This window comes from Sphingopyxis sp. 550B (assembly GCF_057401805.1).
In genome coordinates, this window is record NZ_CM171610.1 from 3,999,913 (window position 1) to 4,024,600 (window position 24,688).

A 24,688-nucleotide genomic window follows, 5' to 3' on the forward strand; every position below is an offset into this window, starting at 1 on the left:
CGTTGGTTTGGGATCAATCTTGGGAAGGGGCGGCGCGGTCGAGCAGCCGGGCGGGCCAGGCCGCCGCAAGTCCGCTCAGCAGCAACAGCAGCACCGCGGCCCCGATCGTCAGCGGATAGCCGCCGCGATCGAGCAGCAGGCCGGTCAGCAGCGGCCCGCTCGCCAGGCCGAGCTTCGAACAGAAGCCGCCGAGCGCGGCGGTCCGCCCGACCTTGTCGAAAGCGGCGGCAAGGCCGAGCAGATAGGGGATGGTGAAGGCCCACACGATCGCCGAGCCGATGTTGGCGGCGACATAGACGACGGCGAGATCGGAGCGCCAGAAGGCGGCGGTGAACAGCAAGGTCACCGCGATCGAGCCGAGGATCGGCTTCGCCCGCCCGAAGCGCGCGCCCATCGCAACAACGAGGATCGACCCCAGCGCGCCGAGCCAGTTGGCGGCGGCAAGCGTCGGCCCGATGAAATCCTGCGACAGGCCCGCGTTGCGCCCCAGCCCAATGATGAAGGCGGCGAGACCCATATTGCCCGCCTGGAACAGAAAGATGGCGGCGAGCGTCGCGGCGAGCGGGCGCCGTGCGATCGGCGCGGGCGCGGCGGTCACGCCGCTCTCCGTCGCAACGGGATAGGCGGGCAGGAAGGGCAGCATAGCCAGCGTCGCGAGGCTGAAGGCGGCGAGTGCGAGGAACAGGATCGCGGTGCCATAATGCGGAACCAGCGACGGCAATGCCCACAGGCCGATGCCGCCAATCCCGAACTGCACGACAAGCAGCATCCCGAACACACGGTCGGGCGAACGGGTGCGCGCGATCACCGCGAAGGCGACCCCGACGAGCAGCCCGCCGACGATCCCATGACAGGCGCGCAAGGCTGTGAGCCACGGCACCGACACGACGCGGGTCGAGACGAGGTCGATGGCGATCAGGCCGAGCAGCGCCGCCGTTGCGGCAACACGCCACGGGATGCGCCGGATCAGGAACACCGCCGCCAGCGCCCCGACCGCAGCCCCATAGACATTGGCCGATGCGATCAGCCCCGCGCTCGCGGGCTTGATCCCCAGCCCGTCCGACAGGCCGGTGACGAGCGCCGCCATGATGTTGACGTAGAAAAGCCCGGCGGTGGCGAGGAAGGACAGCAGCACAGCGGCGGGCAGGCCGTCGGGCGCCACCTTCGGCAGCGTATCGGTCAGCCGCATGGCGCATCCTTTCCGGCCAGCGCCACGGCGGCGGGACCCCAGTCCCAATGATCGCTGTCGCCGAAGCTGTAGAAGAGCGCGTCACGGCCAGGCAGCATCGCGACCGAAATGCCGCCGAACCCCGACATGGCGGGAACCCAGAGCGGCGCGGCGCAACCTTGCTTCGCGCCCATCTCGCGCGCCCAGAAGCCGGCGCGGTAGCGGAAGCCGGGAAAACCCGCCGGAAGCCCGCCGCCCTTCGGCGCGCGCTGCATCGCCGCGTCGAGCAGGCGCCGATCGAGCAGCCCGCCCGCCCCCTGCATCAGCCAGCGCGACAGCCGCGCGATGTCGTCGGGCTGATAGGTCAGCCCCCAGCCGACGAAGGGCTGCGCCGCCGCATCCTCGGTCCGCCGCGTCGTCGACAGCGTCGGGCTGAGCTCGAGGTCATCCCACAGCGGCCGGACGAGATCGTCGTAGAGATCGGCCTGCGCGCCGCGCTTCTCGCGCAGGATCGCGGCCATCGCGGTACCGAGCAGATAGGTGTCCGAGGTATGATAGACCCATTTGCCGCCCGGCGGCGCCTTGCGCGGATAATGGGTACAGGCGAAGGCGATCTTCGCCGCATGGTCGGCGGGCTCGAAGAAACCGGCGATCGACGGGTCGTCTTCGTCGACCATATAGGCGGCCGAGCGATAACGGCCGGTCGTCATGTCGAGCGCCTGCTCGAGCGTCACGCCCGCCCAGCCGCGCGCGCAGGCGGGGACATAGGCGGCGATACTCGCCCCGGCGCTACCCGGATAGAGTTTTTCGAGCCGCATCAGCGCCACGCCGCCGAACAGCGACTTGGCGGTCGAATAGGACGGCAGGTCGATGACCTCGCACGCCGGATAGTCGCCATGACGCGTCACGCAGGCGCTGCGGTAATGGATGCCGTCCACCACCGCGCCATAGACGGTCGGCTCCGATCCCGCGGCGGTGGCGAGCGCCAGCGCGTCGGGCAGTGCCTCGACCGGCCGCACCGGAAGCCGCGCCGCGACGACCGCTTCGTGCCGCCGGACGATCGCCTCGGCATCGGCGACCGCGCCCGGCGCAGCGCGCGCCGCGACGAAGCCCCAGGCGTCGAACTTGCGGTAGCGGCAGGTCTCGCTCGCGATCTCAAAGGCGGCCTTGCTCACCGTTCCGTCCGCGCCGAACAGGAAGGTCAGCATCCCGTTGTGCGTGCAGTTGGCATTGCGCTCCTGCAATGCAAAGGGCAGCGCGGCGCGGGCCAGCCCGCCGTCACCGGGCTCGGACCAGACGCGGCCGGGCTCGACGATCCAGTTCCAGTCAGGATGGTTCGAGGCGATCAGTCCGCGCTGCGCGGGGATCAGCGCATCGCCGTGCTGGACGAGATCGAGGGCAAGGTCGGGCAGCGAGCGGATCGTATCGCCGCGTTCATAGCCCTTTTTCTCGGCGATCAGGCGAAAGCCCGCCATCGCCGCGCCCGTCAGATGCAGGCGGCCGGTAAAATTCGCCTGCGGCGGCGCGGCATCGGCGGTGGGCGCAAAGGCCGACAGATCAACCGGACGGTCGAACCCCGTGCCTGCGAACAACACGTCGCGGCCCAGCGCCTGCCGCGCGTCGGAGGTTTCGGCCCGGGCAACGCCCGTCACCACCACATCGTCGAACCAGCAGGTCGCGCGCTTCCCCTGCGCCGACAGGCGAAGCAGCAGGCCGCCACCAAGCCCTTCCCCGCCGTCGGCGAGCGCTTGTCCGCCCGGCCACAGCGTCACCGCATCGGCACGCGCCTTGCCGACCGAAAGGATCGGCGTCCATGTCGCGCCATCATCGCGCGAGGCTTCGGCCATGCAGGCGGCGGTGTCGTCGAGCGCGTCGGCGGCGATCTTCGCATTCACATACAGGCGGCGTTTGCCCTCGACCGGCACCGCGACCTGCGCGCTCGCGCCGGCGGTGAGGCGCATCGAGACATTGCCCTCGAAACTCGTCAGCCGCACGTCGCCCGCGCCCGCCGCGCGCCACGGGTCGGCGCTGCCCTGCTGGAAGTCGCTGCGCAGCAGTTCCTCGGCCGCCGCGCTGCCGGGCGCCGCGAGCGCGACGAGGATCAGCGGCCAATATCTCATCGTCCGTAATCCAGCGGAATACCGGCGCCGCGCAATGCGTCGGCGAGGGGCGTGAGCCCGGCCTCATAGCGCCGCCAGAGGCCGACCGAACGGTCGTGGATCGGCGCGCGCACCTGCACCGCGCTCGCGGTCGCGACGGGCGCGGGATTGCGGTGAAAATCGAGGCAGCCATCCTCCCAGTCGAGCCCGCACGCCGCGACGAGACGCCGGCTTTCGCCTTCCTGGTCGGCGATCAGCGCCTCATAGTCGATCTCGATCATCCGGCCGGGCAGCGCGGCCCGCCAATGGTTCATCAGCCGTTCGTGGGCGATGCGATAGGCGGCGAGGTCGCCAAGGTCGTAGCTGAACGGATAGCCCATGCGGAACAGGGTCTTGTACATCGCATAGCAGCCGTCCATCGCTCCGCGCCGGACATGGACGATGCGCGCGTCGGGCAGCGCGAGCGCGATCAGCCCGATATAGAGGCAATTGAGCGGCGTCTTGTCGATCGCGAACGGCGCGTCCGGATCGCGCTCGGCGATGCGCGCGCGATAGGCGCGGCCGAGCGCGGCATGGTCCATCGCGGCGCTGCGGCGAATGAGGTCGGCCTTGCCCTGCGCCGTTCCCGCCCCCTCGACCAGCGCGAGCGCGAAATCCTGAATTTCGCCGAGGCTTGCGACGCGGCTGTGCGACGAGAGGATGCGGTCGACCAGCGTCGTCCCGCTGCGCGGCAGGCCGAGAATGAAGATCGGCCCCGGCTCGGCGGCCGGTGGCGGTGCGCCGCGCAGGCGTTCGGCCGAAAAGGCGTCGGCGATTCCCGCCATCGTCGCGACATCGTCTGCAACGCGATAGGACAGGCGCGCGCGCCGCGCATCGGCGGCCGCCTTCAGAACCGAGAACGCCCGGTCATGGTCGCCAAGGTCCTCGAGTTCCTTCGCCAGCGCATGGCCGAGCGCGATGCGCGCTTCCGCGTCGCGCCCCGCCGCCGCCATCGCGCGATCCAGCGCCGCGACATGGTTGCGCTCCGCCGTCGCGCGGCGCAGCGTCGAGCGGTTGGCCCATGCGTCCCAGTCGCGCGGATCGGCCGCGATCACCCGGTCGAAATGTGCCTCCGCCGCATCGATCCGGCCGATCGCGATCGACGCCGCGGCGAGATCGTAGTGCGCCCGCGCATCGTCCGGCGCCAGTTCGACCGCACGGGCGCAACAGCGCTCGGCCTCGACCGGCCGGTTCATATGACCGTGATATTCGGCAAGACGGCGCAGGTCGCGGGGGTTGTCCCACGCGCGTTCCTCGATGGCGGCGAGGATCGTGCGCGCCTCGCGGTAGCGTCCGCCCAGCGCCGCCTCCCTCGCCCGCGCCAGCCCGGCGTCGAAATCGCCGGGACGAGCGCGGGAAGGAGGAGCGGCGGGCGGCGCCATGAGCGTCAGAAACGCACGTCCGCCGACAGGCCGACGGTGCGCGGTAGCGTGATCATATCCTTCGATCCGTTGCCGTAATAGCCCTGCCCCGGCGACGTCCCCATATAGGCTTCGGTGAAGATGCCCGTGACGCCGTCCGCATTGAACAGATTCTTGACGAACAGCGTCAGCCCATAAGGGCCCTTGCGCAAAGTCGCCGAGGCGTTCCAGATCGAGAAGCCCGGCAGACGCACGTTGAACTTGGGCGAGGTGCTGATCGCGTTGCGCGTCGACGACTGATAGAAGCCGTCGCCGCGCAGCGTCAGGCTGGTGTCGTCGCCCAGGTCGAAGCTGTAATCGGCACTGCCGGTCAGGATGTGGCGCGCCGAACCGGGCAACCGGTCGCCGTCGCGCCCGATCAATGTGCGGCTGGGGTCGGGGGAGAAGAAGTCGCGCGTCAGCTTCGCGTCGACATAGGTGTAGCCGAGCGCATAGTGGAAGCCGCCCGACCGGCCCTCGACCTGCGCCTCGATGCCCTGCGAGCGCGCCTTGCCGCCGTTCTGGACGACGTAGAAACCCCAGACCGGCGTCGCTGTGTTGAGCTGGATGTCCTTCCAGTCGATATAGAAGGCGTCGAGGTTGTAGGTGAGCCCGCCGACGCCGCCCTTCACGCCGACCTCGTAGTTGATCAGCGTGTCCGACTTGTACTGCTGCCACGACGGGTCCTCGGCATAGCGGCCGATCGTCGGCACGGCGTTCGACCCGCCTCGGCGATAGCCCTGCGACACCGTGGCATAGAGCAGACCGCGGTCGGCGAATTTCCATGACAGATTGCCCTTGAACAGCGCCTTGTCCTCGCTGGTGCGGAAGGTCGCGTCGGTCGGCTGCGACAGCGAGGGAAAGATCGGAATGTCGATCGAGGTGTCGTTGCGCGCCTTGTTCCAGAAATAGCGCACCCCGCCGGTCAGATCGACCGTATCGGTGACATGCCAGGTCAGCTCGCCGAACAGGGCGCGATCCTTGAAATTCTCGTGCCGGCGATAGAAGAAATCCTGATCGCCCGCGACCGCGGCAGTCAGGCCCGTCGCGGCGTCCCACCAGCGCTTGAAACCGCGCAGATAGCTGTCCTGCGACGAAAAGAGCTTCTGGTCCTGGTAATAGGCGCCGACCACATAATCGAGCGGCCCGCCGCCCTTCGACACCAGCCGCAGTTCCTGCACGAAGCTCTTGTCGCGATAGCCGCGCACCGCCGACGCCATCGGGCGCGGATAGTTGTAATAGAAAGCGAGGAAACCCGCCTTGGCATAGAAGCCGGTATTCTCGCTGACACTGTCGCCCTCATGCTCGTACCATGAGGAACTGGAGGTCAGCGTCGCGAAGCCCAGGTCGACATTCGCCTCGAGCGCGACCGAATCGACGTTGCGGTTCGACGGTTCGAGCTGGACCGAACCGTTCTGATACCCCCGATACGCCTCGCCATAGCCGTCGAGGCCGCGCGTGATCTGGCGGCGACCGCCGACCTTGTCTTCCTGATGGTTATAGGTCAGCGTCACGTCGACGGCGTCGCTCGGCTGCCACAGCGCGGCGATGCGGCCGTACCAGACATGGACGAAGTCGGCATCCTTGACGCGGCGATATTCGGCGTCGGGCGCCAGCACGCCCGCCGGCGCGGTCGGGATGCCGTCGCCATCGAGCTTGTAGACGTTCACATAGTCGGTAAGCCCCGGATAATGCTGGCGGCTGCCGACCGCACGGATCGCGAAGGTCTCGCCCAGCGGCACGTTGAGCACGACGTCCGCCTCGTAGCCGATGCCGTCCGATCCCTTGACGCTGCTGACGCCGCCGGTGACGCGCCCTTCGAAGCGGCCGAGCACCGGCTTCTTCAGGATGTAGCGCACCGTGCCGCCGAGCGCACCCGACCCATAGAGCGTGCCCTGCGGTCCGCGCAGCACCTCGACCCGGTCGAGGTCCTTGAGCAGATAGGCGGCGAACAGCGGCGTGTCGTTGACATAGGTCGACACCGGCGAGATGCCCGAGACGGCATAATCGCCGAGCGCGGCGCTATCGACGTTGACGCCGCGGATCGTCACCGTGTTGATGACGCCCGCGTTGCGCCGGCCGCGATCGACGACCGCGACGCCGGGGATCGAACGGAGGAGTTCGGCTTGGTCGCGCGTCTGGTTCGCGTCGATCCTCTCGCCGCCGACCGCCGAGATATTGTACGGAATGTCGATCGTCCGCGCCTCGCGGCGCGTCGCGGTGACGACGATGTCGGTGTCGTCGCTCGCGGCTCCTGCCTCCTGAGCGAAGGCTGGCGCCGGCAGCACCGCCAGCAATCCCGTGCAGGCGAGCGATGTCGTCGCCAATAGTCGCATATGGTTGGTCATGACTTTACCCCCTTGTGTGTCATTATGGACGCGCCGGCGCCATCCTTGCCGGTCGAAGACATGGGCTGGACGAGCGGACCGAGTGCCTGGAGAGCCGGCGATCGAAATGCTGCGGGCCGTCGCGAAGGCTCGAGCGGCGGCCGATGCCAGCCTCGCGACCCCATGCCCCGCCTCGTGGATCATCTCGCCGCCCGGCCCCGCGACGCACGAGCGCCCATAGCCGAGGTCGCCCGCGACGTTGACCGACACGACATAGGCCTGGTTGGTCGCCGCGGCGGCGCGGACGATCGACAGTTCGACGTCGCGGTCGATCGTGTTGGTCATCACCGGGTTGAGGATCACCTCCGCCCCGCGCCAGATCAGCGAGCGCACGACCTCGGGAAACCAGATGTCGTAGCAGATGGCGAGCCCGAAGCGCCCGACGCCCGGAACGTCGAATACGGTCGGCTCGCCGCCGCCCGTCACCCCTTCTTCATAGGGATAGAAGGGATAGATTTTGCGGTGCCGCGCCGCGATGCTGCCGTCGGGGGCGAAGACGCTGGTCGTGTTGTAGATCGCATCGCCGTCGCGTTCGAACAGCGATCCGTTGACCAGCCACAGCCCATGCTCGCGCGCCATCGCGGCGAAGGCGTCCTCGGCCGGGCCGGGCAGCGGCTGCGCGTGCGCGGTGGCCGGGCCGAAGCAGGACAGTTCGCCCAGCACCACCATGTCGACCCAGCCGAAACGGCGGCGGACGAGGCGGATTTCCTCGGCAATGCGGTCCAGATTGTCGCCGCGCGGCAGGGCCAGTTGCAGTCCGGCGATCGCGAAATGAGTCATGATCCTCCCCGGCGCGCCGATCGGGGCGCGTCCGGTTATCATGGTGCCTCCCGGGCCCGCCTTACGATAGGTCCAGTTTGGAAATCAGGATGGTGCCAGATTGCCGATGCGTCCGATCACCGCCCAGTCGACAACGCGGTGGCCGGGGTCCAGCCACTGGATGACGTCGCCCTCGACCGCGACGTGGAAGGCGGCCGCCTCGCCATAGGACCAGCTCTGCCATTGGCGATGCCAGCGGTCGCCCTCGATCCACCAGCGCCCCGTGTCGACGTCTTCGTCGGCATGGCCGGCGCACCCGGTCATCGTGCCGTCGGGCAGCAGCAATATGGTGCAGGGATCGCCATAGATGGTCCGGCAATCGAGCCGCGCGCCGCTCATTTTGCGGCGCAGCGCCCGGCCGGTCAGGATCGGCAGCGGATCGGCCTTCTTCTCCAGCACGTCGTTGAGTGCCGCGGTCAGCGCCGCGACGCCGGGCCGGATGCGGTCGGCCGGCAGGCTGGTGACGCCGAGCCGGAACAGCGCCGGCGGCGGACTGCCGGCATAATAGGGATCGACCCGCTCGAACAGCACCCCGCGGCGTTCGGCCGCCGCGGCCAGCTCGGCGACGTCGAGGCCGTCGGGACCGCGCACCCACATCGTCGTCCCGCCACGCACCGGCTGGATCGCGATCGAGCGCGGCAGATAGTGGTTGAGCGCATCGCGCAGCGCCATCTGGCGCACCCGGAACTCGCGCCCGATGCGCCGCATCATCGAATCATAATGACCGAGCGACAGGAACTGCGCGGCGGCGCGCTGATTGTTCGGCGGCGGCTGTTTGACCGACAGCCGACGCAATTCGCGCAGATGCGCCACGACCTCGCGATCGGCGACCATGAAGCCGAGCCGCAGGCCGGGATCGAGCACCTTGGCAAGCCCGGCGATATAGACGACGCGGCTGCCGCCGTCCATGCTGCGCATCGCGGGAAAATCCTGGTCGAGATAATTGGTCTCGCATTCGAAATCATCCTCGACGACGATCAGGTCGTGCGCCTCCGCGGCGGCGAGCAACTCGCGGCGCCGGTCGAGCGACAGCGTAGCGCCGGTCGGCAACTGATGGCTGGGCGTCACCACCGCCAGGTCGCAGCTTGCAAGCCGCGCGTCGGTGACGATGCCGTCGGCGTCGACCGGCTGGAGCACCACCTCGCCGCGCCGCGCCTCGATCAGCGCGCGCAGCTCGAACGGGCCGGGGTCCTCGACCGCGACGCGGCTTCCCTCGGCGCAGAAGAGTTCGAGCGCCAGCAGGCGCGCATGCTGCGTTCCCAGCGTGAGCAATATCTCGTCGGGCCGGGCATAGATGCCGCGTCGCGGCAGAATCTTGGTGCGGATTTCCTCGACCAGCGCGGCATCGTCGTCGGCGATTCCCGACCAGGAAGCGATCTGCCGCCGCTTCAGCGACAGGCTGGCCGCCTCGCGCCATTCGTCGGCGGGGAACAGGCTGTCGTCGAAACAGCCGTCGAGGAAGGGGTAGCGATATTGCTGCCAGTTGGCGGGGCGCGGCCTGGGCAGCGCCGGCAGGCGCGGCAGACGCTCGGACCAGGGCAATCCGTTCGGGGTCGCGCGCTCGGCGATGCCCGCGATCTCGCCGAAGCCGCTGCGCCCGGCGGTCAGGTCGCCCGAAACGAACAGGCCGCTCCGCTCGCGCGCCACGACATGCCCGTCGGCGACCAGCTGCTGATAGGCGATCGTCACCGTGTTGCGCGCGACGCCGAGCAGCCGGGCCATGGTACGCGAGGACGGCAGGCGATGCCCCGCCGGCCACGCCTGCGACCGCATCAGTTCGATCACGCCCTTGCGGATCTGATCCTGCAGCGTGACGTCGCCGTCGCGGTCGAGGATGAAGGATGGGCGCATAGCCGATGGTGTCCCAATCGCGGGGCGCAGATCAAGTTCAAACCACGGCCGCCGCCGCGATGCGGCAGACGGCCGGATGACAATCCAGATATAGGGTCAGGACCCACTAATTTCGCGTTCGAGGCGTCGAAATGGCGAAGATATCAGGTTCGGGCGGATGCAGCGGGTAGCATCGCTACCCGCAAGGCCGCGCGGGCCCGAGATCGAAGCCATTTCGGCGTCGCTTCGCGATTTGACCGATTTTGCCCATGGCTTCGTCGAAAAGTCTTGAAATATATTCATATTCCTACGCCTTTCCTCCTCGCCCTGTGCAAAATCGCTTCAAACCTCGATCGCGAAATTAGTGGGTCCTGACCCTAGATTCGCCGATCGGCCGATGCAGCTTATTCTTTTCTGCCGCGTTTTCCGCACCATGGAAACCAGTATCATTGCGGCGCCCCCCGAAACCGATCTTTCCCGCCGATTCCGGACTTTCGTCGGCGCCCCCGATTTCCCCTGCGTCGGCGCGAAATCCGCGCTGGCGAACGACATGCTGCGGATCGTCGAGGCGCACGACCTGACCAGCGGCTGGAACGACCTGCAGATTCACCGCGAGCTGCTCGAATGGGCGCGCGCCTACAAGGACGACCCGGCGGGTTTCCGCAGCCTCGCGGTGATCTTCCACGGCCCCGGCGATCTCGACGAGCCGGCGTTCGAGACGGCGCTGTGGGAGCGCATCCAGTCGCTCGCCGACAAGGACGCCTGGAAAGGCCTGCCTTACGACCCGCGCGTCCATGCCGACCCCGACCATCCCCATTTTTCGCTGAGCTTCGGCGGCGAGGCCTTTTTCGTCATCGGCCTCCATCCGCGCGCTTCGCGCCCCGCGCGCCGCTTCCGCCGGCCGGTGCTCGTCTTCAACCTCCACGACCAGTTCGAACGGCTGCGCGCCGAAGGGCGCTACGAACGGATGCGCGAGCGCATCCTCGCGCGCGACGAGCAGCTTGCGGGCAGCATCAACCCGATGCTCGCCCGCCACGGCGAGGCGAGCGAAGCGGCGCAGTACAGCGGCCGCGCCGTCGAGGAAGACTGGGCCTGCCCGTTCCACGACCCGAGGGCCGGCGCATGATAACCGAAATCCCGCCGCGCAGCGGCACCGCCTTCCGGCTCGCCCGCGGCGACAGCCTTCGGGTCATCGACCCGGAGGGCGGGCAGGTCAGCGACATGCTCGCCTTCATGGCCGACGATCCGCGCGAGGCGCTGTCGAACGGCCGGACGTTCGATTATGAGGAGACGATCCGGCTGACCACCGGCCATCGCCTGTGGTCGAACCGGTCGCGGCCGATGCTGGAGATCGTCGAGGACAGCGTCGGCACGCATGATTTCCTGCTGACGCCGTGCAGCGAGGCGACCTTCCGCCATTTCTATCCGGACAAGCCGGTACATCGCGGCTGTTTCGGCAATCTCGCCGAGGCGCTCGCGCCCTTTGCCGTCGCGGCCGACGCGATTCCGACCGCCTTCAATATCTTCATGAACGTGCCGGTCGCCCCCGACGGCAGGATCCGGGTCGAGCCCCCGACGACCCGGCCGGGCGACTTCATCCGCCTGCGGGCGCTCGCGGACCTGATCGTCGGGCTCACCGCCTGCTCGGCCTACGACAGTTGCGGCGGTAGCTTCAAACCGATCCACTATGCGATCGAGCCCCGCAGCGGCGATGGCTGAATAGGACGCGGATCATGGTCTGCCCTCGAATGAAAGACGGCGCAAAAAGGAGAAGTCCGGCCATGGATGCTGAAACGAGTTCAGCATGACGAAGGATGTGCAGCACGCCGAATCCCGAATCCCCACAGGCCGTAATCCGCATCCGTCTTCCTGAGATAGTCTGGCAGTACCCTTTTTCCGGAAAGGAACCGCTCCCCGGCGAACGCCGGGGTCCACACTGGGTAGCGCTACGCCATCTGGACCCCGGCATTCGCCGGGGAACATGCATTTCCCTGCCATCCACCCCTGCTCGTCCACGCCACAAGGGGCTGGCCATTCGCCCGGCAAGGCGGCACAAGCCTTCGCCATGACCCAGCCGCGCACCGCCGACGCCATCGAACCGTTCCACGCCATCGAGCTGAGCCAACTCGCGCAGAAGATGCGCGCCGCCGGCGCCCCCGTAATCCATATGGAATTCGGCCAGCCGTCGGAGGGCGCGCCGGCGGGCGCGGTCGCCGCCGCGCAGCAGGTGCTGAGCAGCGGCGACATGCTCGGCTATTGGGAAAGCGCGGCGCTGCGCGAACGCATTTCGCGCCATTATCGCGCCGCCTATGGCGTCGATGTCGCGCCGCGGCGCATCGTCCTGACCTGCGGCGCGTCGCCCGCGCTCGTCCTCGCGCTGCTCACCGGCTTTCGCGCGGGGAGCCGGGTGATGACCGCGCGGCCCGGCTATGTCGCCTATCGCAATTCGCTGCGCGCGCTGGAGATGACGCCGATCGAGATCGCCTGCGGCGCCAACGACCGCTTCCAGATCGCGGCGCGCCACATCCGCGAGGCGGCGCCCGCGCCGGACGGGCTGATCGTCGCCAGCCCCGCCAATCCGACGGGCACGATCATCCCGCCGCACGAACTGGCGGAGATCGCGGCGGCGTGCCGCGAGCGCGGCGTCCGCATCATCTCCGACGAAATCTATCATCGCCTGAGCTACGGGATCGAGACCCAGTCGATCCTGAACCATGACGACGACGCCTTCGTCATCAACAGCTTCTCCAAATATTATGGCATGCCGGGGTGGCGGCTCGGCTGGGTGATCTGTCCCGAGGCACTGGTCGACGCCGCGCGGGCGCGCGCCGGCAACCTCTTCCTGTCGCCCCCTGCGCTCAGCCAGCACGCCGCGCTCGCGGCGTTCGACTGCGAGCCCGAACTCGACGCGCGCGTCGACGTCTATCGCCGCAATCGCGAGCGGCTGCTCGCCACCCTCGCCGGTCTCGGCATCACCGATATCGCGCCGTCGGACGGCGCCTTCTATGTCTATGCGTCGATCGCGCACCTGACCGACGACAGCATGGCCTTCTGCAAGCGGCTGCTCGCCGACACCGCGCTCGCCACCGCGCCGGGGATCGATTTCGACCCCGTGAACGGCCATCGCTTCATCCGCTTCAGCTACGCGCTGAGCGCCGAACTGGTCGAAGAGGCGTGCCGCCGGTTGACCGACTGGTTCCGCAGCGGCGCCGGAGGGGACGTGCGCGGCCCGGCCTGAAGCGCGTTAGCCATGGTGATGCAGTTGGACCGCGTCACTGCGACCCCGGACATGATCCGGGGGAAGTAATCCAGGGCGGTTTACGCCTGCTCTGGGTTGCCGCGCGGCTTCGCCGCTCGCAAGGACGGCATGGATTAGTGCATCGTGCCTTAAATATGCACCGTTTGCCCTGAGCTTGTCGAAGGGCCGTTCTTTCTGTCAGGCGCCGCAAGAAGAAGGACGGTGCTTCGACAAGCTCAGCACGAACGGCAGAAAGGGTGGTGCAGATTTCACGCGCGTCGCTCTAACCAAAGCCAGCAGAGATCGGCAGATGCGCAAGCGTCGCCTCAGGCCAGCGACGGCAGGTCGAGGCCCTTTTCGCGCGCGCAGTCGATCGCGATTTCGTATCCCGCATCGGCATGGCGCATCACGCCGGTCGCGGGATCGTTCCACAGCACGCGTTCGAGCCGCTTCGCCGCCGCCTCGCTGCCGTCGGCGACGATCACCATGCCCGCGTGCTGCGAATAGCCCATGCCGACGCCGCCGCCATGGTGCAGCGACACCCAGGTCGCCCCGCTCGCGGTGTTGAGCAGCGCGTTGAGCAGCGGCCAGTCGGACACCGCGTCGGTGCCGTCATTCATCGCCTCGGTCTCGCGGTTGGGACTCGCCACCGACCCCGAATCGAGGTGATCGCGGCCGATCACCACCGGCGCCTTGAGCTCGCCCCTCGCGACCATCTCGTTGAACGCGAGGCCGAGCCGGTGGCGGTCGCCGAGTCCGACCCAGCAGATGCGCGCCGGCAGACCCTGAAACTGGATCCGCTCGCGCGCCATGTCGAGCCAGGTGTGAAGATGCGCGTCGTCCGGCAGCAGTTCCTTCACCCTGGCGTCGGTGCGATAGATGTCCTCGGGATCGCCCGACAGCGCCGCCCAGCGGAACGGGCCGACGCCGCGGCAGAAGAGCGGGCGGATATAGGCGGGGACGAAGCCCGGGAAATCGAAGGCATTGTCGACGCCCTCGTCCTTCGCCATCTGCCGGATATTGTTGCCATAGTCGGTGGTCGGCACCCCCGCGGCGTGGAAATCGAGCATCGCGCGGACGTGCGTCGCCATCGACGCCTTGGCCGCCCGCGCCACCGCCTGCGGGTCGCTATCGCGCTTACTGGCCCACTCGGCGACGCTCCAGCCGGCGGGGCAATAGCCGTTCACCGGATCGTGCGCCGAGGTCTGGTCGGTGAGCAGGTCGGGGCGCACGCCGCGCGCGAACAGGTCGGGCAGGATTTCGGCGGCATTGCCGAGCAGGCCGACCGAAACCGGCTTCCGGTCCGCGCAGCTTGCTTCGATGATCGCCAGCGCCTCTTCGATCGTGTCGGCGCGGTGGTCGAGATAGCCGGTGCGCAGCCGCATCTCGATCCGGCTCGGCTGGCATTCGATCGCGAGGCACGAGGCGCCCGCCATCACCGCGGCGAGCGGCTGCGCGCCGCCCATGCCGCCGAGCCCGGCGGTGAGCAGCCAGCGGCCCGACAGGTCGCCGCCATAATGCTGGCGCCCCATCTCGACGAACGTCTCGTAGGTGCCCTGCACGATGCCCTGGCTGCCGATGTAGATCCACGACCCGGCGGTCATCTGTCCGTACATGGCGAGCCCGCGCCGGTCGAGTTCGTTGAAATGCTCCCACGTCGCCCAGTGCGGGACGAGGTTGCTGTTCGCGATCAGCACGCGCGGCGCGTCGGCGTGGGTGCGGAAGATGCCGACCGGCTTGCCCGACTGGACGAGCAAGGTCTGGTCGTCCTCGAGCCGGCGCAGTGCCGCGACGATGCGGTCATAGCTTTCCCAGTCGCGCGCCGCGCGGCCGATGCCGCCATAGACGACCAGCTCCTCGGGCCGCTCGGCGACGTCGGGGTGCAGATTGTTCATCAGCATCCGCAGCGGCGCTTCGGTCAGCCAGCTTTTCGCGGACAGGCCGGTACCGGTGGCGGGGCGGATGATGCGGCTGTTGTCGAGGCGGTTCATGGGCATCCTTTCGCGAAATCGAGCACGGCGGCGATCGCCTGCCGCAGCGTCGGCAGGATCGCGGGATCGGCGTCGAGCGGGCTGGGCCAATTGCTCTCGTCGGGCGAAGCGGGCTCGGTCATGTAGCCGCGGCAGGCGAGCTCCATCTGGATCGCGTGCACGCCCGCTTCGGGGCGGCCGTAATGCCGCGTCGTCCAGCCGCCCTTGAAGCGGCCGTCGCGGACATGGCCGAAGCCGCTCGCCGCGCACACCGCCTCGACCGCGTCGGCGAGGGCGCGCGCGCAGCTTCGCCCGCTGTTGGTGCCGATGTTGAACTGCGGCAGCTCGCCGTCGAACAGCCGCGGCACATGGCTGCGGATCGAATGGCAGTCATAGACGACGACCGCCGGATGGACGGCGCGCAGCCGCGCGATCTCCGCCTCGATCGCCGCGTGATAGGGCGCGAACCATGTCGCCGTGCGCCGCTCGATCTCGTCCGCGCCGGGCGGATCGCCACGATAGAGCGGCTCGCCGTCGAAACTCGTCGTCGGGCACAGCTCGGTCGTCGCCTGCCCCGGATAGAGCGAGGCGCCGCTCGGGTCGCGGTTCATGTCGATGACGCTGCGCGAGATATCGGTCGCGATCGTCGTCGCGCCGAGTTCCGCGCCGAAACCGTAGAGCGCCTCGATCCACCAGTCGGCGTCCTTGCGCGCGAGCCACGGCGACACGAACCGCGCCGCCAGCGCTTCGGGGATCGCCGTGCCGCCGTGCGGAAAGCACAGGATCAGTGGCGCCTCCCCGCGCGCGATGCGAAGCCAGTCGCCGCTCATCGCATCACGCCCGGCAGGGCGACACCCGCCGCCTCCGCCAGCGCATCGCCCCTGACCAGCGCCGTCGCGGCCGCCATGTCGCTGGCGAAATAGCGATCCTCGCCGAGCCCCGGCACGTCGCGGCGCAGCCGCGCGCGCACCCGTTCGAGCGCCTCCGACGCGCGCAGCCCGACATGAAAGTCGCAGCCCTGCGCCGCAGCGAGCAGTTCGATACCGATAACGTTCTGCGCGTTCGCCGCCATCGCGAGCAGCCGCCGCGCGCCGTGCGCCGCCATCGACACATGATCCTCCTGGTTCGCCGAGGTCGGGATCGAATCGACGCTCGCCGGATAGGCGCGCTGCTTGTTCTCCGAAACGAGCGCCGCCGCCGTGACCTGCGGGATCATGAAGCCCGAGTTGAGCCCCGGATGCGCGGTCAGGAAGGCGGGAAGCCCCGACAGCGCCGGATCGACGAGCATCGCGACGCGGCGTTCGGCGATCGAGCCGATCTCGCAGATCGCGAGCGCGATCATGTCGGCGGCGAAGGCGACGGGCTCGGCGTGGAAATTGCCGCCCGACAGCGCCTCGTCGGTGTCGGGGAAGATCAGCGGATTGTCGGAGACGCCGTTCGCCTCGTCCTCCAGCGTCGCCGCCGCCTGCCGCAGCACGTCGAGCGCGGCGCCCATCACCTGCGGCTGGCAACGCAGGCAATAGGGGTCCTGCACGCGCGGATCGTCGTCGCGGTGCGAGGCGCGGATCCCCGAATCGGTCATCAGCGCGCGCAGCGCCGCCGCGACCTCAACCTGCCCGCGATGGCGGCGCAGGGCGTGGATGCGCGGGTCGAAAGGCGCGTCGGTGCCCTTCGCCGCTTCGGTCGACAGCGCGCCGGTGAGTAGCGCTGCGCGGAACAGCCGGTCGGCCTCGAACAGCCCGGCGAGCGCATAGGCGCACGAGAATTGCGTCCCGTTGAGCAGCGCCAACCCTTCCTTCGGTCCCGGTGTCAGGATCGGCAGGTCGGCGGCGCGCAGCGCGTCGGCGGCGGGCATCCGCCGGCCTTGCCAGTCGATCTCGCCCACCCCCATCATCGCCGCCGCCATGTGCGCCAGCGGCGCGAGGTCACCGCTCGCGCCGACCGACCCCTGGCACGGCACCACGGGCAGGCAGTCGCGCGCGAGCATCGCATCGAGCATCTGCACCGTCTCGCGCCGCACGCCCGAGGCGCCCTGCGCAAGGCTGGCGAGCTTGAGCGCCAGCATCAGCCGCACGACGGCTGCGGGCGCGGGGTCGCCCACCCCGGCCGAATGGCTGAGAATGATGTTGCGCTGAAGCGCGTTCAGTTCGTCATCGGCGATGCGCACGCTCGCCAGCTTTCCGAAGCCGGTGTTGATGCCATAGACCGGCCGCTGGCGCGCGAGGATGCGCGCGACCGCCGCCGCCCCCGCGTCGACGCGCGCCATGCACGACGGGTCGAGCGGCGGCGCGTCGCCGCGATAGATGGCGTGCCATTGCGAAAGCGTCACCGCGCCCGGCGTCAGCATCGTCGTCATCGCCCGTTCCCCTGAAACATATGCCCCTGAAAGACGCGGGCGTGCAGCGGGCTCATCCCCATGTGATAGGGAACCTCGGCCAGCGTCTCGACCGACCAGATCGCGAGGTCGCAATCCTTGCCGACTTCCAGCGTCCCCACCCGCCCGCTCAGCCCCAGCGCGCGCGCCGCGTGGCGCGTGACGCCGAGCCAGCATTGCTCGACCGTCAGTCCGAACAAAGTCGCCGCCATGTTCATCGCCAGGCGTAGCGAGGTGAGTGGCGACGTGCCCGGATTGCAGTCGGTCGCGACCGCCAGCGGCACTCCCGCGGCCACGAGCGCCGCGACCGGCGGCTTCGTTTCGTCGCGCAGGAAATAATAGGCGCCGGGCAGCAGCACCGCGACGCTGCCCGCCGCCGCCATCGCGGCGATCCCGTCGGCGCCCAGATGTTCGAGATGGTCGGCCGACAGCGCCCCGTATCGCGCCGCGAGCGCCGCGCCATGCTGGTCCGAAAGCTGTTCCGCGTGAATCTTGACCGGCAGCCCGGCCGCCTTCGCCGCGACCAGCACGCGCTCGGTCTGCGCGGGGGTGAAACCGACCGTGTCGCAATAGACGTCGACCGCGTCGGCAAGCCCCGCCACCGCCGGGATCATCGCGTCGCAGACGAGCGCGACATAGTCGTCGGCGCGCCCCTTATACTCCGGCGGAACGCTGTGCGCGCCGAGGAAGGTCGCCGCGACGCGCACCGGCCGCGCCGCCGCCAGCGCCTTCGCCGCACGCAGCATCCGCAGTTCGTCGTCGAGCGACAGGCCATAGCCCGACTTGACCTCGACCGTCGTCACCCCGTCGGCGAGCATCGCGTCGAGCCGCGGCAGCGACGCCGCGACCAGATCGGCCTCGCTCGCCGCACGCACCGCCTGCACGGTCGAGACGATGCCGCCGCCCGCCGCCGCAATCTCCTCGTAACGCGCGCCCGCCAGCCGCATCCGCCATTCGGCGGCGCGCGTCCCGGCGTGGACAAGGTGGGTGTGGCAATCGATCAGGCCGGGGGTGATCCAGCGCCCCTCGCAGTCCATCGTCTCGCACGCGCCTGTCGGCGCGTCCGCCTGCGGCCCGACGAAGCCTATCCGCCCGCCCTCGGCCGCGACGGCGCCGCGCTCGATGATGCCGAGACCATCGTCACCCATCGTCGCGACCCGCGCATTGATCCACAGTCGATCGGCCATTGCCCTCCGCCTGATCCGTTATTATGTCTAGTCATAACAAGGGAGGATCGGAATGCAACAGCTTTGGTTCCGGCAGGCGCTGCTGCCCGACGGATGGCGGAACGCCGTCCTGATCACCCACGACGCGGGCCGGATCACCCGGGTCGAGCCCGATCGCGCGGCGGGGTCGGCCGAGGTCCACGCCGTCGCCCTGCCCAGCCTGTGCAACGTCCACAGCCACGCCTTCCAGCGCGGCATGGCGGGCCTGTCCGAGCGCGGCGCCGGGCGCGACGACGATTTCTGGAGCTGGCGCGAGGTCATGTACCGCTTCCTCGCGCGGATGACTCCCGACGACGTCGCCGCCGTCGCTGCGCAGGCCTATGCCGAGATGCTGGAGTCGGGCTTCACCCGCGTCGGCGAATTCCATTACCTTCACCACGATCCAGACGGGCGGCCCTATGCCGATGCCGCCGCGATGGCGGGCGCGATCGTCGCGGCGTGCGACGCGACCGGCATCGGCCTGACGCTGCTGCCCGTCTTCTACGCGCACGGCAATTTCGGCGGCGCCGAGCCCAGTCCGGGGCAAAAGCGTTTCCTGTCGTCGCGCGACGGCTTCGCGCGGCTGGTCGAGGCGAGCCGCGCCCTGCTTCCCGCCGACGCGACGCTGGGGGTCGCGCCGCACTCGCTGCGCGCGGTGACGCCCGCCGAACTGGCCGAGGTGACCGCGCTCGCCACCGACGGTCCGATTCATATCCACGCCGCCGAACAGCAGCGCGAGGTCGACGACTGCCTCGCATGGAGCGGCAGGCGCCCCGTCGAATGGCTGCTCGACGAAGCGGGGATCGACGCGCGCTGGTGCCTGATCCACGCCACCCATCTGACCGACGCCGAATGCGACGCGCTCGCGGCGCGCGGCGCCGTCGCGGGCCTGTGTCCGGTGACAGAGGCCAACCTCGGTGACGGCATCTTTCCCGCGACGCGCTATTTGCGGGCGGGCGGGCGTTTCGGGGTCGGCACCGATTCGAACATCGCGATCGACCTCGCCTCCGAATTGCGCGCGCTCGAATATTCGCAGCGGCTGCGCGACCGGCGGCGCGTGCTGCTCGCCGGAAACGGCCAGGATTCGGTCGGACGCACGCTGTTCGACGCGGCGCTCGCGGGCGGCGCGCAGGCGCTCGGCGTCACGGGGGGCTTGTCGGCCGGCGCGCCCGCGGACATGGTCAGCCTCGACATGACGCACCCGACGCTCGCCGGCGCCGATCCGGCCACCCTGCTCGACCGCTGGATCTTCGCGGGCCGCACCGGCCCGATCGACCGCGTGTGGCGCGGGGGCCGGCTGTGCGTCGAAGGCGGCCGCCACGTCGCCGCCCCGGCGATCGCGGCGCGCTATACCGCGACGCTGGAACGCCTGCTCGCATGACCGCGACGCTCGACCAGCGGATTCGCGGCGACATCAGCGCGCGGATTCATTCGGGCGAATGGCCGCCGGGGACCCGCATTCCCTATGAGACCGAGCTTGCCGCGCATTACGGCTGCGCGCGCGCGACGGTGAGCAAGGCGATGGAGACGCTGGCGCGCGCCGGCCTGATCGAACGGCGGCGCAAGGCGGGAAGCTTCGTCGCGCGCCCGCACAGCCAGTCGGCCGTGCTCGAAGTCCCCGACCTCGCCAGCGTCGCCGCCGCCAAGGGCGAGACCTATCGCTGGCAGCGGAACCGACGCGCGACGCTCGCCGCGGGCGAAGCGCCGGACATCGCCGGGATCGCCGGCGCGGCGCTGGCGGTCGAGGGGGTGCATTTCGCCGACGACCTGCCGTTCGCGATCGAGGAGCGCTGGATCTCGCTCGCCGCCGTGCCCGGATGCGCGGACGAGGATTTCGCCGACACGGCACCCGGCACCTGGCTACTCGGCCATGTCCCCTGGACCCACGCGCGCCACCGCATCCGCGCGGTCGCCGCGTCGGCGACCGAGGCGCGGCGGCTGGCGATCCGGCCGGGAACCGCCTGCCTGAGCCTCGAACGCTGGACGTGGCGGGCGCGCAACTATGTCACCTATGTCCGCCAGCTCTTTCCCGGCGACCGCCACGACCTGATCGCCGATTTCGACCCGAGCTGATCAGTTCAGCAGATAATGCTGCCAGAACAGCAGCGAGGTCCAGAAGGTGTAATCGACATTCTCCTTCTTACCCCACTGGTGCCCCTCGTTGGTCGCCACAAGGCTCCAGGCCGTACCGCCGTTGCCGCGCACCGCGGCGACGATCTGGTCCGCCTCCGACGCCGGCACGCGCGGATCGTTGGCGCCGGTGACGACGAACAGCGGCTTGCGGATGTCGGAAACGCGCGTCAGCGGAGAGATTTCCATCAGCTTCTTGCGCTGCGCCGGATCGCGCTCGTCGCCATATTCGACACGGCGCAGGTCGCGCCGATATTCCTGCGTGTTCTCGAGGAAGGTCACGAAGTTCGAGATCGCGACGACACACAGGTTCGCGCGCAGCTTGTCGGCGAAATGGGTCGCGGCGGCGTAGCACATATAGCCGCCGTAGCTGCGTCCGGTCAGGCCGAAGCGCGCCGCGTCGAGCCCCTTGTCCTTCGCCAGCGCGTCGAGGAAGACGCCCATGTCGCGAACGCTGTCCTCGCGCTTGAACGGCCCGTTGTCGAGCCCGACGAAGCGCTTGCCATAGCCGGTCGAACCGCGGACGTTGGGATAGAAATAGGCGACGCCCAGTTCGTTGATCAGATAATTGGTGCTGCCCAGGAATTCAGGACGCCACTGGCTTTCGGGCCCGCCGTGGACGTGCATGATCAGCGGTCGCTTGCCCGGGAATTTCGCGGGGTCGGGACGATAGAGGAAGCCCGACATCTCCAGCCCGTCGAAGCTCTTCACCCTGACCAGTTCGGGTTCGATGTTGCGCGCCGCGTCGAGCCCGCCGGTCTCGCTTTTGGTCCAGCGCGTCACCGCGAGCGTTTCGGGATCGACGCTATAGGCGTCGGCGGCGCTGCGCGCCGAGGTGAAGCCGATGCCGATCGCACCCCACGGCGCGACCTCGACATGGCCGATCACGCCCGCGGGCAGGCCGTCGACCGTGCGCGCCCGGCCGCTCGCGACGTCGAGCACGCGCAGGCGACTCGCCCCCGCCTCGTTGATCGCATAGGCGACGAAGCGCCCGTCGTCCGACAGGTCGAACGCCTCGACGTCCCACGATTCCGCCGGCCCGCGCGGCGTAAAGACGCCGGTCGCGGGGTCTAGCGTGCCGAGACGCTGAAAGTCGCTGCCCTCGTCGCTCGTCACCCAGATGGTTCCGTCGGGCGCGAAAGCCGCCTCGCCATAGGCCACCGTCTTGCCATGGTCGCCGATCGGCGTCATCGCGCCGCTGCTCAGGTCGAGGCGGAACAGGTCGGTCTTTTCGACCGAGGCATATCTGGCGACGAGCGCCCAGCTCTTGTCGGGCGCGAAGCCGGCGACCGCCCAGCCGTTGCTGTCGACCTGCGCGACGAGACGCGCCGACGCGGGGTCGCGCGGGTTCATGACATAGATGTCGCTGTCGCGGCCGTTCCGCCGCGTCGAGGTGAAGGCGATGAGGCTGCCGTCCTTGCTCCAGGCATTGAGCGCATTGCGGCTCTTGCCATCGGTCAGCAGCGTCAGGCGCCCATCCTTCATCGTGTAGATCTGATAGAATTCGTTGCCGCCGATGTCCTTCTGGACCAGCATCAGGTCGCCGGTCGCGGGCGCCCACACGCCCCGGCCGACAGGTTCCGCCTCGAACGTCAATTGCTCGCGCGCGCCCATCGGCGCCGCGACGCGGTGAAGCTGGGTCGTGTTGCCGAAGCGCGTCGCGATCAGCATCGTCTTGTCGCCGGGGTTCCAGCCGACGAAGGACGCGCCGCGATATTCCATATAGGGCCGCGTCGCCGCCGCGAGCGCCGCGGGGACGTCGGGCATGCCGTCGGCGACCAGCGCCGCGGGCTTCGGCTGCACGTCGGCGGGCGCCTCCTGCCCGGCAGCCGGAACGGACGCCAGCGGCAGGGCCAGCGCGGCCAGAAAAGACAGATGACGCATGATGATTTCCCCATATTGCGCGATGGATGGCGGTCGCCCGATGAAGGCATCGCGCCCTAAATCTGGCCCATCTCGCCGTTCGTGTCGAGCGGAAGAGAGGGCCGCGTTTCGGGCCCGATGCCCGACGCGCGCTTTCGCCGGTGCCGGGTTTCGACCAACGGCCTCTGCGGCTCGATGGTCGCCATGGAGCAACGGCGCGCCGCGAAATCGTTCGGAATCTGCGATGAAATGACGAAAAAATTAACGAATCGCTGGCATCGTGGCTTGACTTGGGGATTAACGGCTGAAAACCTAGGGTTTCTGGGAATCGCCAGCCGGGGAGGCTGAAAACATGGCATCAGCATTCGGACCGCGCCTGTGGAAGCGCTTGCCGCCGAGCGTGCCCGCGGCACGCAGCCTCGGCCGCCGGATGACCCTGCACGCGGCCGCCGCGCTGCTCGTTTTCGCCGCGCTGCAGATCTGGCTGGTGTCGAGCGCGATCGCCGCCGGCGCGCCGTCCGCCTTCATCATCGTCGCGCTCGTCATGCTGGTCGCGCTCGCCCTTCCCGCCGCGCGGCTGACCGAGCGGCGCTGGTATCATCTGAGCCGCCAGGCCCTCGCGAGCTGGGGACTGCACGCGCGCTTCCGCCGCGACGTCCGCCGTCTGTGGGCCGCCGCGCTCGCCCTGCCCTTCCTGTGGGTCAGCGGCGCGATGGCGGCAACGCAGGGTTTCGCCGCCATCACCCTCTAGGACGGCGCCGCCGACTTTGATTTTGACGACCGGTCCCGCGCCGTATAGGGCGCGGCCATGCTGAGTGTTTCCGAAGCCCTCGACCGCGCGCAGATGCTCTGCGACGCCGCGACCAAGGCGGGCGCCGACGCCGCCGACGCCCTTTATTACTGCAACGCCGCGACCGGGGTGTCGATGCGGCTCGGCCAGCTCGAGGATGTCGAGCGGTCCGAGGGGCAGGATATCGCGCTGCGCGTCTTCGTCGGGCGGCGCAGCGCGAGCGTTTCGACCGCCGACATGGACGCGGGCGAACTGGCGAAGCTGGTCGAGCGCTGCGTCGCGATGGCGCGCGAAGCGCCCGAGGACCCCTATGCGGGCCTCGCGCCGGAAGAACTGCTCTACAAGGGCCCGGTGCCCGACCTCGACCTCGACGACGGCAGCGAGGCCGACCCGCAGGCGCTGCGCGCCGCGGCGCTGGCGGTCGAGGAAGCCGCGCGCGCCGTCGCGGGCGTGACCAACAGCGAGGGCGGCACCGCGAGCCACAGCCGCACCCGCTTCGCCCTCGCCACCAGCCACGGCTTCGCCGGCGGCTACGGATCGAGCGGGCACAGCCTGTCGGCGAGCGTGATCGCCGGCGAAGGCGCCGCGATGCAGCGCGATTACGGCTGGCACAGCGCGCACCATCTGTCGGACCTCGAAAGCGCGGCGGAGATCGGCGCGCGCGCCGGCACCCGCGCCGTCGCGCGGCTGAATCCGGGCAAGGCGCCGGTCGGCAAGGTCCCGGTGGTGCTCGATCCGCGCGTCGGCGGCAGCATCCTCGGCCATCTGCTCGGCGCGATGGCCGGTCCCGCCGTCGCGCGCGGCACCAGCTTCCTGCTCGGCAAGGAGGACCGGGCGCTGTTCGACAGCGGCATCGTCGTCCGCGACGAACCGCACCGGCCACGCGGCCTGCGCAGCCGCGCCTTCGACGGCGAAGGCCTGCCGACCGGCGCGCGCGACATCGTGGCGGACGGGCGGATCACCGGCTGGCTGCTCGACACCGCGTCGGCGCGCCAGCTCGGCCTGGCGCCGACCGGCCACGCCAGTCGCGGCGGCGGCGCGGCGGGCGTGACCGCCAGCAACCTGCACCTCGCCCCCGGCGCCCTGTCCCCCGAAGCGCTGATCGCCGATATCGGCGAAGGCGTCTATGTGACCGAGCTGATCGGCCAGGGCGTCAACGCCGTGACCGGCGACTACAGTCGCGGCGCGTCGGGCTTCGCGATCCGCGACGGGGCGATCGCGGGGCCGATCGCCGAATTCACCATCGCCGGGAACCTGATCGACATGTTCGCGGCGCTGGTTCCCGCCAGCGACCTCGTCTTCCGTCATGCGACCAATGTGCCGACGCTCCGCATCGACGGCATGACGGTGGCCAGCAGCTAAGGCCTCGCTATCCG

The 24,688-nt window shown here is 69.3% G+C and carries 18 protein-coding genes; 7 read left to right on the forward strand and 11 right to left on the reverse strand.

The features are described 5' to 3' along the window. Positions 1 to 13 precede the first annotated feature (13 nt). The 5 genes from AC2S9W_RS18570 to AC2S9W_RS18590 form a co-directional block, all read right to left on the reverse strand. On the reverse strand, positions 14 to 1,189 hold the full coding sequence (locus AC2S9W_RS18570; protein ID WP_076076382.1) for an MFS transporter: 1,176 nt from the start codon (positions 1,187 to 1,189) through the stop codon (positions 14 to 16). After that, positions 1,180 to 3,288 carry a serine hydrolase gene (locus tag AC2S9W_RS18575; RefSeq protein ID WP_076076385.1) on the reverse strand — a complete coding sequence of 703 codons (2,109 nt, stop codon included), beginning with the start codon at positions 3,286 to 3,288 and terminating at the stop codon, positions 1,180 to 1,182. The genes AC2S9W_RS18570 and AC2S9W_RS18575 overlap by 10 nt, the downstream gene beginning before the upstream one ends. Further along, positions 3,285 to 4,688, reverse strand: a complete 1,404-nt coding sequence (locus AC2S9W_RS18580; RefSeq protein WP_083675134.1) for a tetratricopeptide repeat-containing sulfotransferase family protein — start codon at positions 4,686 to 4,688, stop codon at positions 3,285 to 3,287. Before AC2S9W_RS18580 ends, AC2S9W_RS18575 begins: the two co-directional genes overlap by 4 nt. Positions 4,689 to 4,693: 5 nt before the next feature. Beyond that, on the reverse strand, positions 4,694 to 7,873 hold the full coding sequence (locus tag AC2S9W_RS18585) for a TonB-dependent receptor domain-containing protein (protein WP_486571403.1): 3,180 nt from the start codon (positions 7,871 to 7,873) through the stop codon (positions 4,694 to 4,696). 84 nt (positions 7,874 to 7,957) lie between these two features. Continuing rightward, positions 7,958 to 9,763 (reverse strand): aminotransferase-like domain-containing protein, encoded by a 1,806-nt coding sequence (locus AC2S9W_RS18590; RefSeq protein ID WP_083675135.1) that lies wholly within the window; start codon positions 9,761 to 9,763, stop codon positions 7,958 to 7,960. Positions 9,764 to 10,175: 412 nt separating this feature from the next. Between AC2S9W_RS18590 and gntA the strand changes: the two genes are divergently transcribed. From gntA to AC2S9W_RS18605, 3 genes are all read left to right on the forward strand, one after another. Further along, positions 10,176 to 10,868, forward strand: coding sequence for a guanitoxin biosynthesis heme-dependent pre-guanitoxin N-hydroxylase GntA (gene gntA, locus AC2S9W_RS18595; protein ID WP_076076393.1), 693 nt, complete (start codon positions 10,176 to 10,178; stop codon positions 10,866 to 10,868). Continuing rightward, positions 10,865 to 11,461 (forward strand): DUF1989 domain-containing protein, encoded by a 597-nt coding sequence (locus tag AC2S9W_RS18600; protein WP_076076396.1) that lies wholly within the window; start codon positions 10,865 to 10,867, stop codon positions 11,459 to 11,461. Before gntA ends, AC2S9W_RS18600 begins: the two co-directional genes overlap by 4 nt. A gap of 346 nt (positions 11,462 to 11,807) precedes the next feature. Then, complete coding sequence (locus tag AC2S9W_RS18605) at positions 11,808 to 12,980, forward strand: pyridoxal phosphate-dependent aminotransferase (RefSeq protein WP_076076398.1); 1,173 nt, start codon at positions 11,808 to 11,810, stop codon at positions 12,978 to 12,980. A 326-nt stretch (positions 12,981 to 13,306) separates the two neighbouring features. Here the strand turns inward: AC2S9W_RS18605 and hutU are convergent, their stop codons facing one another. From hutU to hutI, 4 genes are read right to left on the reverse strand one after another with little or no spacing between them, the layout of a single operon-like run. After that, positions 13,307 to 14,971, reverse strand: coding sequence for a urocanate hydratase (gene hutU, locus AC2S9W_RS18610; RefSeq protein WP_076076401.1), 1,665 nt, complete (start codon positions 14,969 to 14,971; stop codon positions 13,307 to 13,309). Next, the gene (gene hutG, locus AC2S9W_RS18615; RefSeq protein WP_076076403.1) at positions 14,968 to 15,780 is read right to left on the reverse strand and encodes an N-formylglutamate deformylase; all 813 of its coding nucleotides are present in this window, start codon (positions 15,778 to 15,780) and stop codon (positions 14,968 to 14,970) included. Before hutG ends, hutU begins: the two co-directional genes overlap by 4 nt. Continuing rightward, complete coding sequence (hutH, locus tag AC2S9W_RS18620; protein WP_486571404.1) at positions 15,777 to 17,306, reverse strand: histidine ammonia-lyase; 1,530 nt, start codon at positions 17,304 to 17,306, stop codon at positions 15,777 to 15,779. Before hutH ends, hutG begins: the two co-directional genes overlap by 4 nt. Beyond that, complete coding sequence (gene hutI / locus AC2S9W_RS18625) at positions 17,303 to 18,511, reverse strand: imidazolonepropionase (RefSeq protein ID WP_104959795.1); 1,209 nt, start codon at positions 18,509 to 18,511, stop codon at positions 17,303 to 17,305. Before hutI ends, hutH begins: the two co-directional genes overlap by 4 nt. A 52-nt stretch (positions 18,512 to 18,563) precedes the next feature. On the opposite strand from hutI, the gene AC2S9W_RS18630 reads away from it, so the two are divergent. Next, complete coding sequence (locus AC2S9W_RS18630) at positions 18,564 to 19,910, forward strand: formimidoylglutamate deiminase (RefSeq protein WP_486571405.1); 1,347 nt, start codon at positions 18,564 to 18,566, stop codon at positions 19,908 to 19,910. After that, positions 19,907 to 20,602, forward strand: coding sequence for a histidine utilization transcriptional repressor HutC (gene hutC, locus AC2S9W_RS18635; protein ID WP_486571406.1), 696 nt, complete (start codon positions 19,907 to 19,909; stop codon positions 20,600 to 20,602). The genes AC2S9W_RS18630 and hutC overlap by 4 nt, the downstream gene beginning before the upstream one ends. On the opposite strand, the gene AC2S9W_RS18640 is transcribed toward hutC, so the two are convergent. Both AC2S9W_RS18640 and AC2S9W_RS18645 read right to left on the reverse strand, forming a co-directional pair. Continuing rightward, on the reverse strand, positions 20,603 to 22,543 hold the full coding sequence (locus AC2S9W_RS18640) for a S9 family peptidase (protein WP_076076417.1): 1,941 nt from the start codon (positions 22,541 to 22,543) through the stop codon (positions 20,603 to 20,605). Between the two features lie 56 nt (positions 22,544 to 22,599). Then, a complete protein-coding gene (locus AC2S9W_RS18645; RefSeq protein ID WP_486571407.1) occupies positions 22,600 to 22,728 on the reverse strand; it encodes a hypothetical protein in 129 nt (42 codons plus the stop codon). 146 nt (positions 22,729 to 22,874) lie between these two features. Here AC2S9W_RS18645 and AC2S9W_RS18650 point away from each other — a divergent pair, with 146 nt between their 5' ends. After that, positions 22,875 to 23,273, forward strand: a complete 399-nt coding sequence (locus tag AC2S9W_RS18650; protein WP_067105454.1) for a hypothetical protein — start codon at positions 22,875 to 22,877, stop codon at positions 23,271 to 23,273. A 57-nt stretch (positions 23,274 to 23,330) separates the two neighbouring features. Next, positions 23,331 to 24,674 carry a TldD/PmbA family protein gene (locus AC2S9W_RS18655; protein WP_486571408.1) on the forward strand — a complete coding sequence of 448 codons (1,344 nt, stop codon included), beginning with the start codon at positions 23,331 to 23,333 and terminating at the stop codon, positions 24,672 to 24,674. The last annotated feature ends 14 nt before the right edge of the window (positions 24,675 to 24,688 follow it).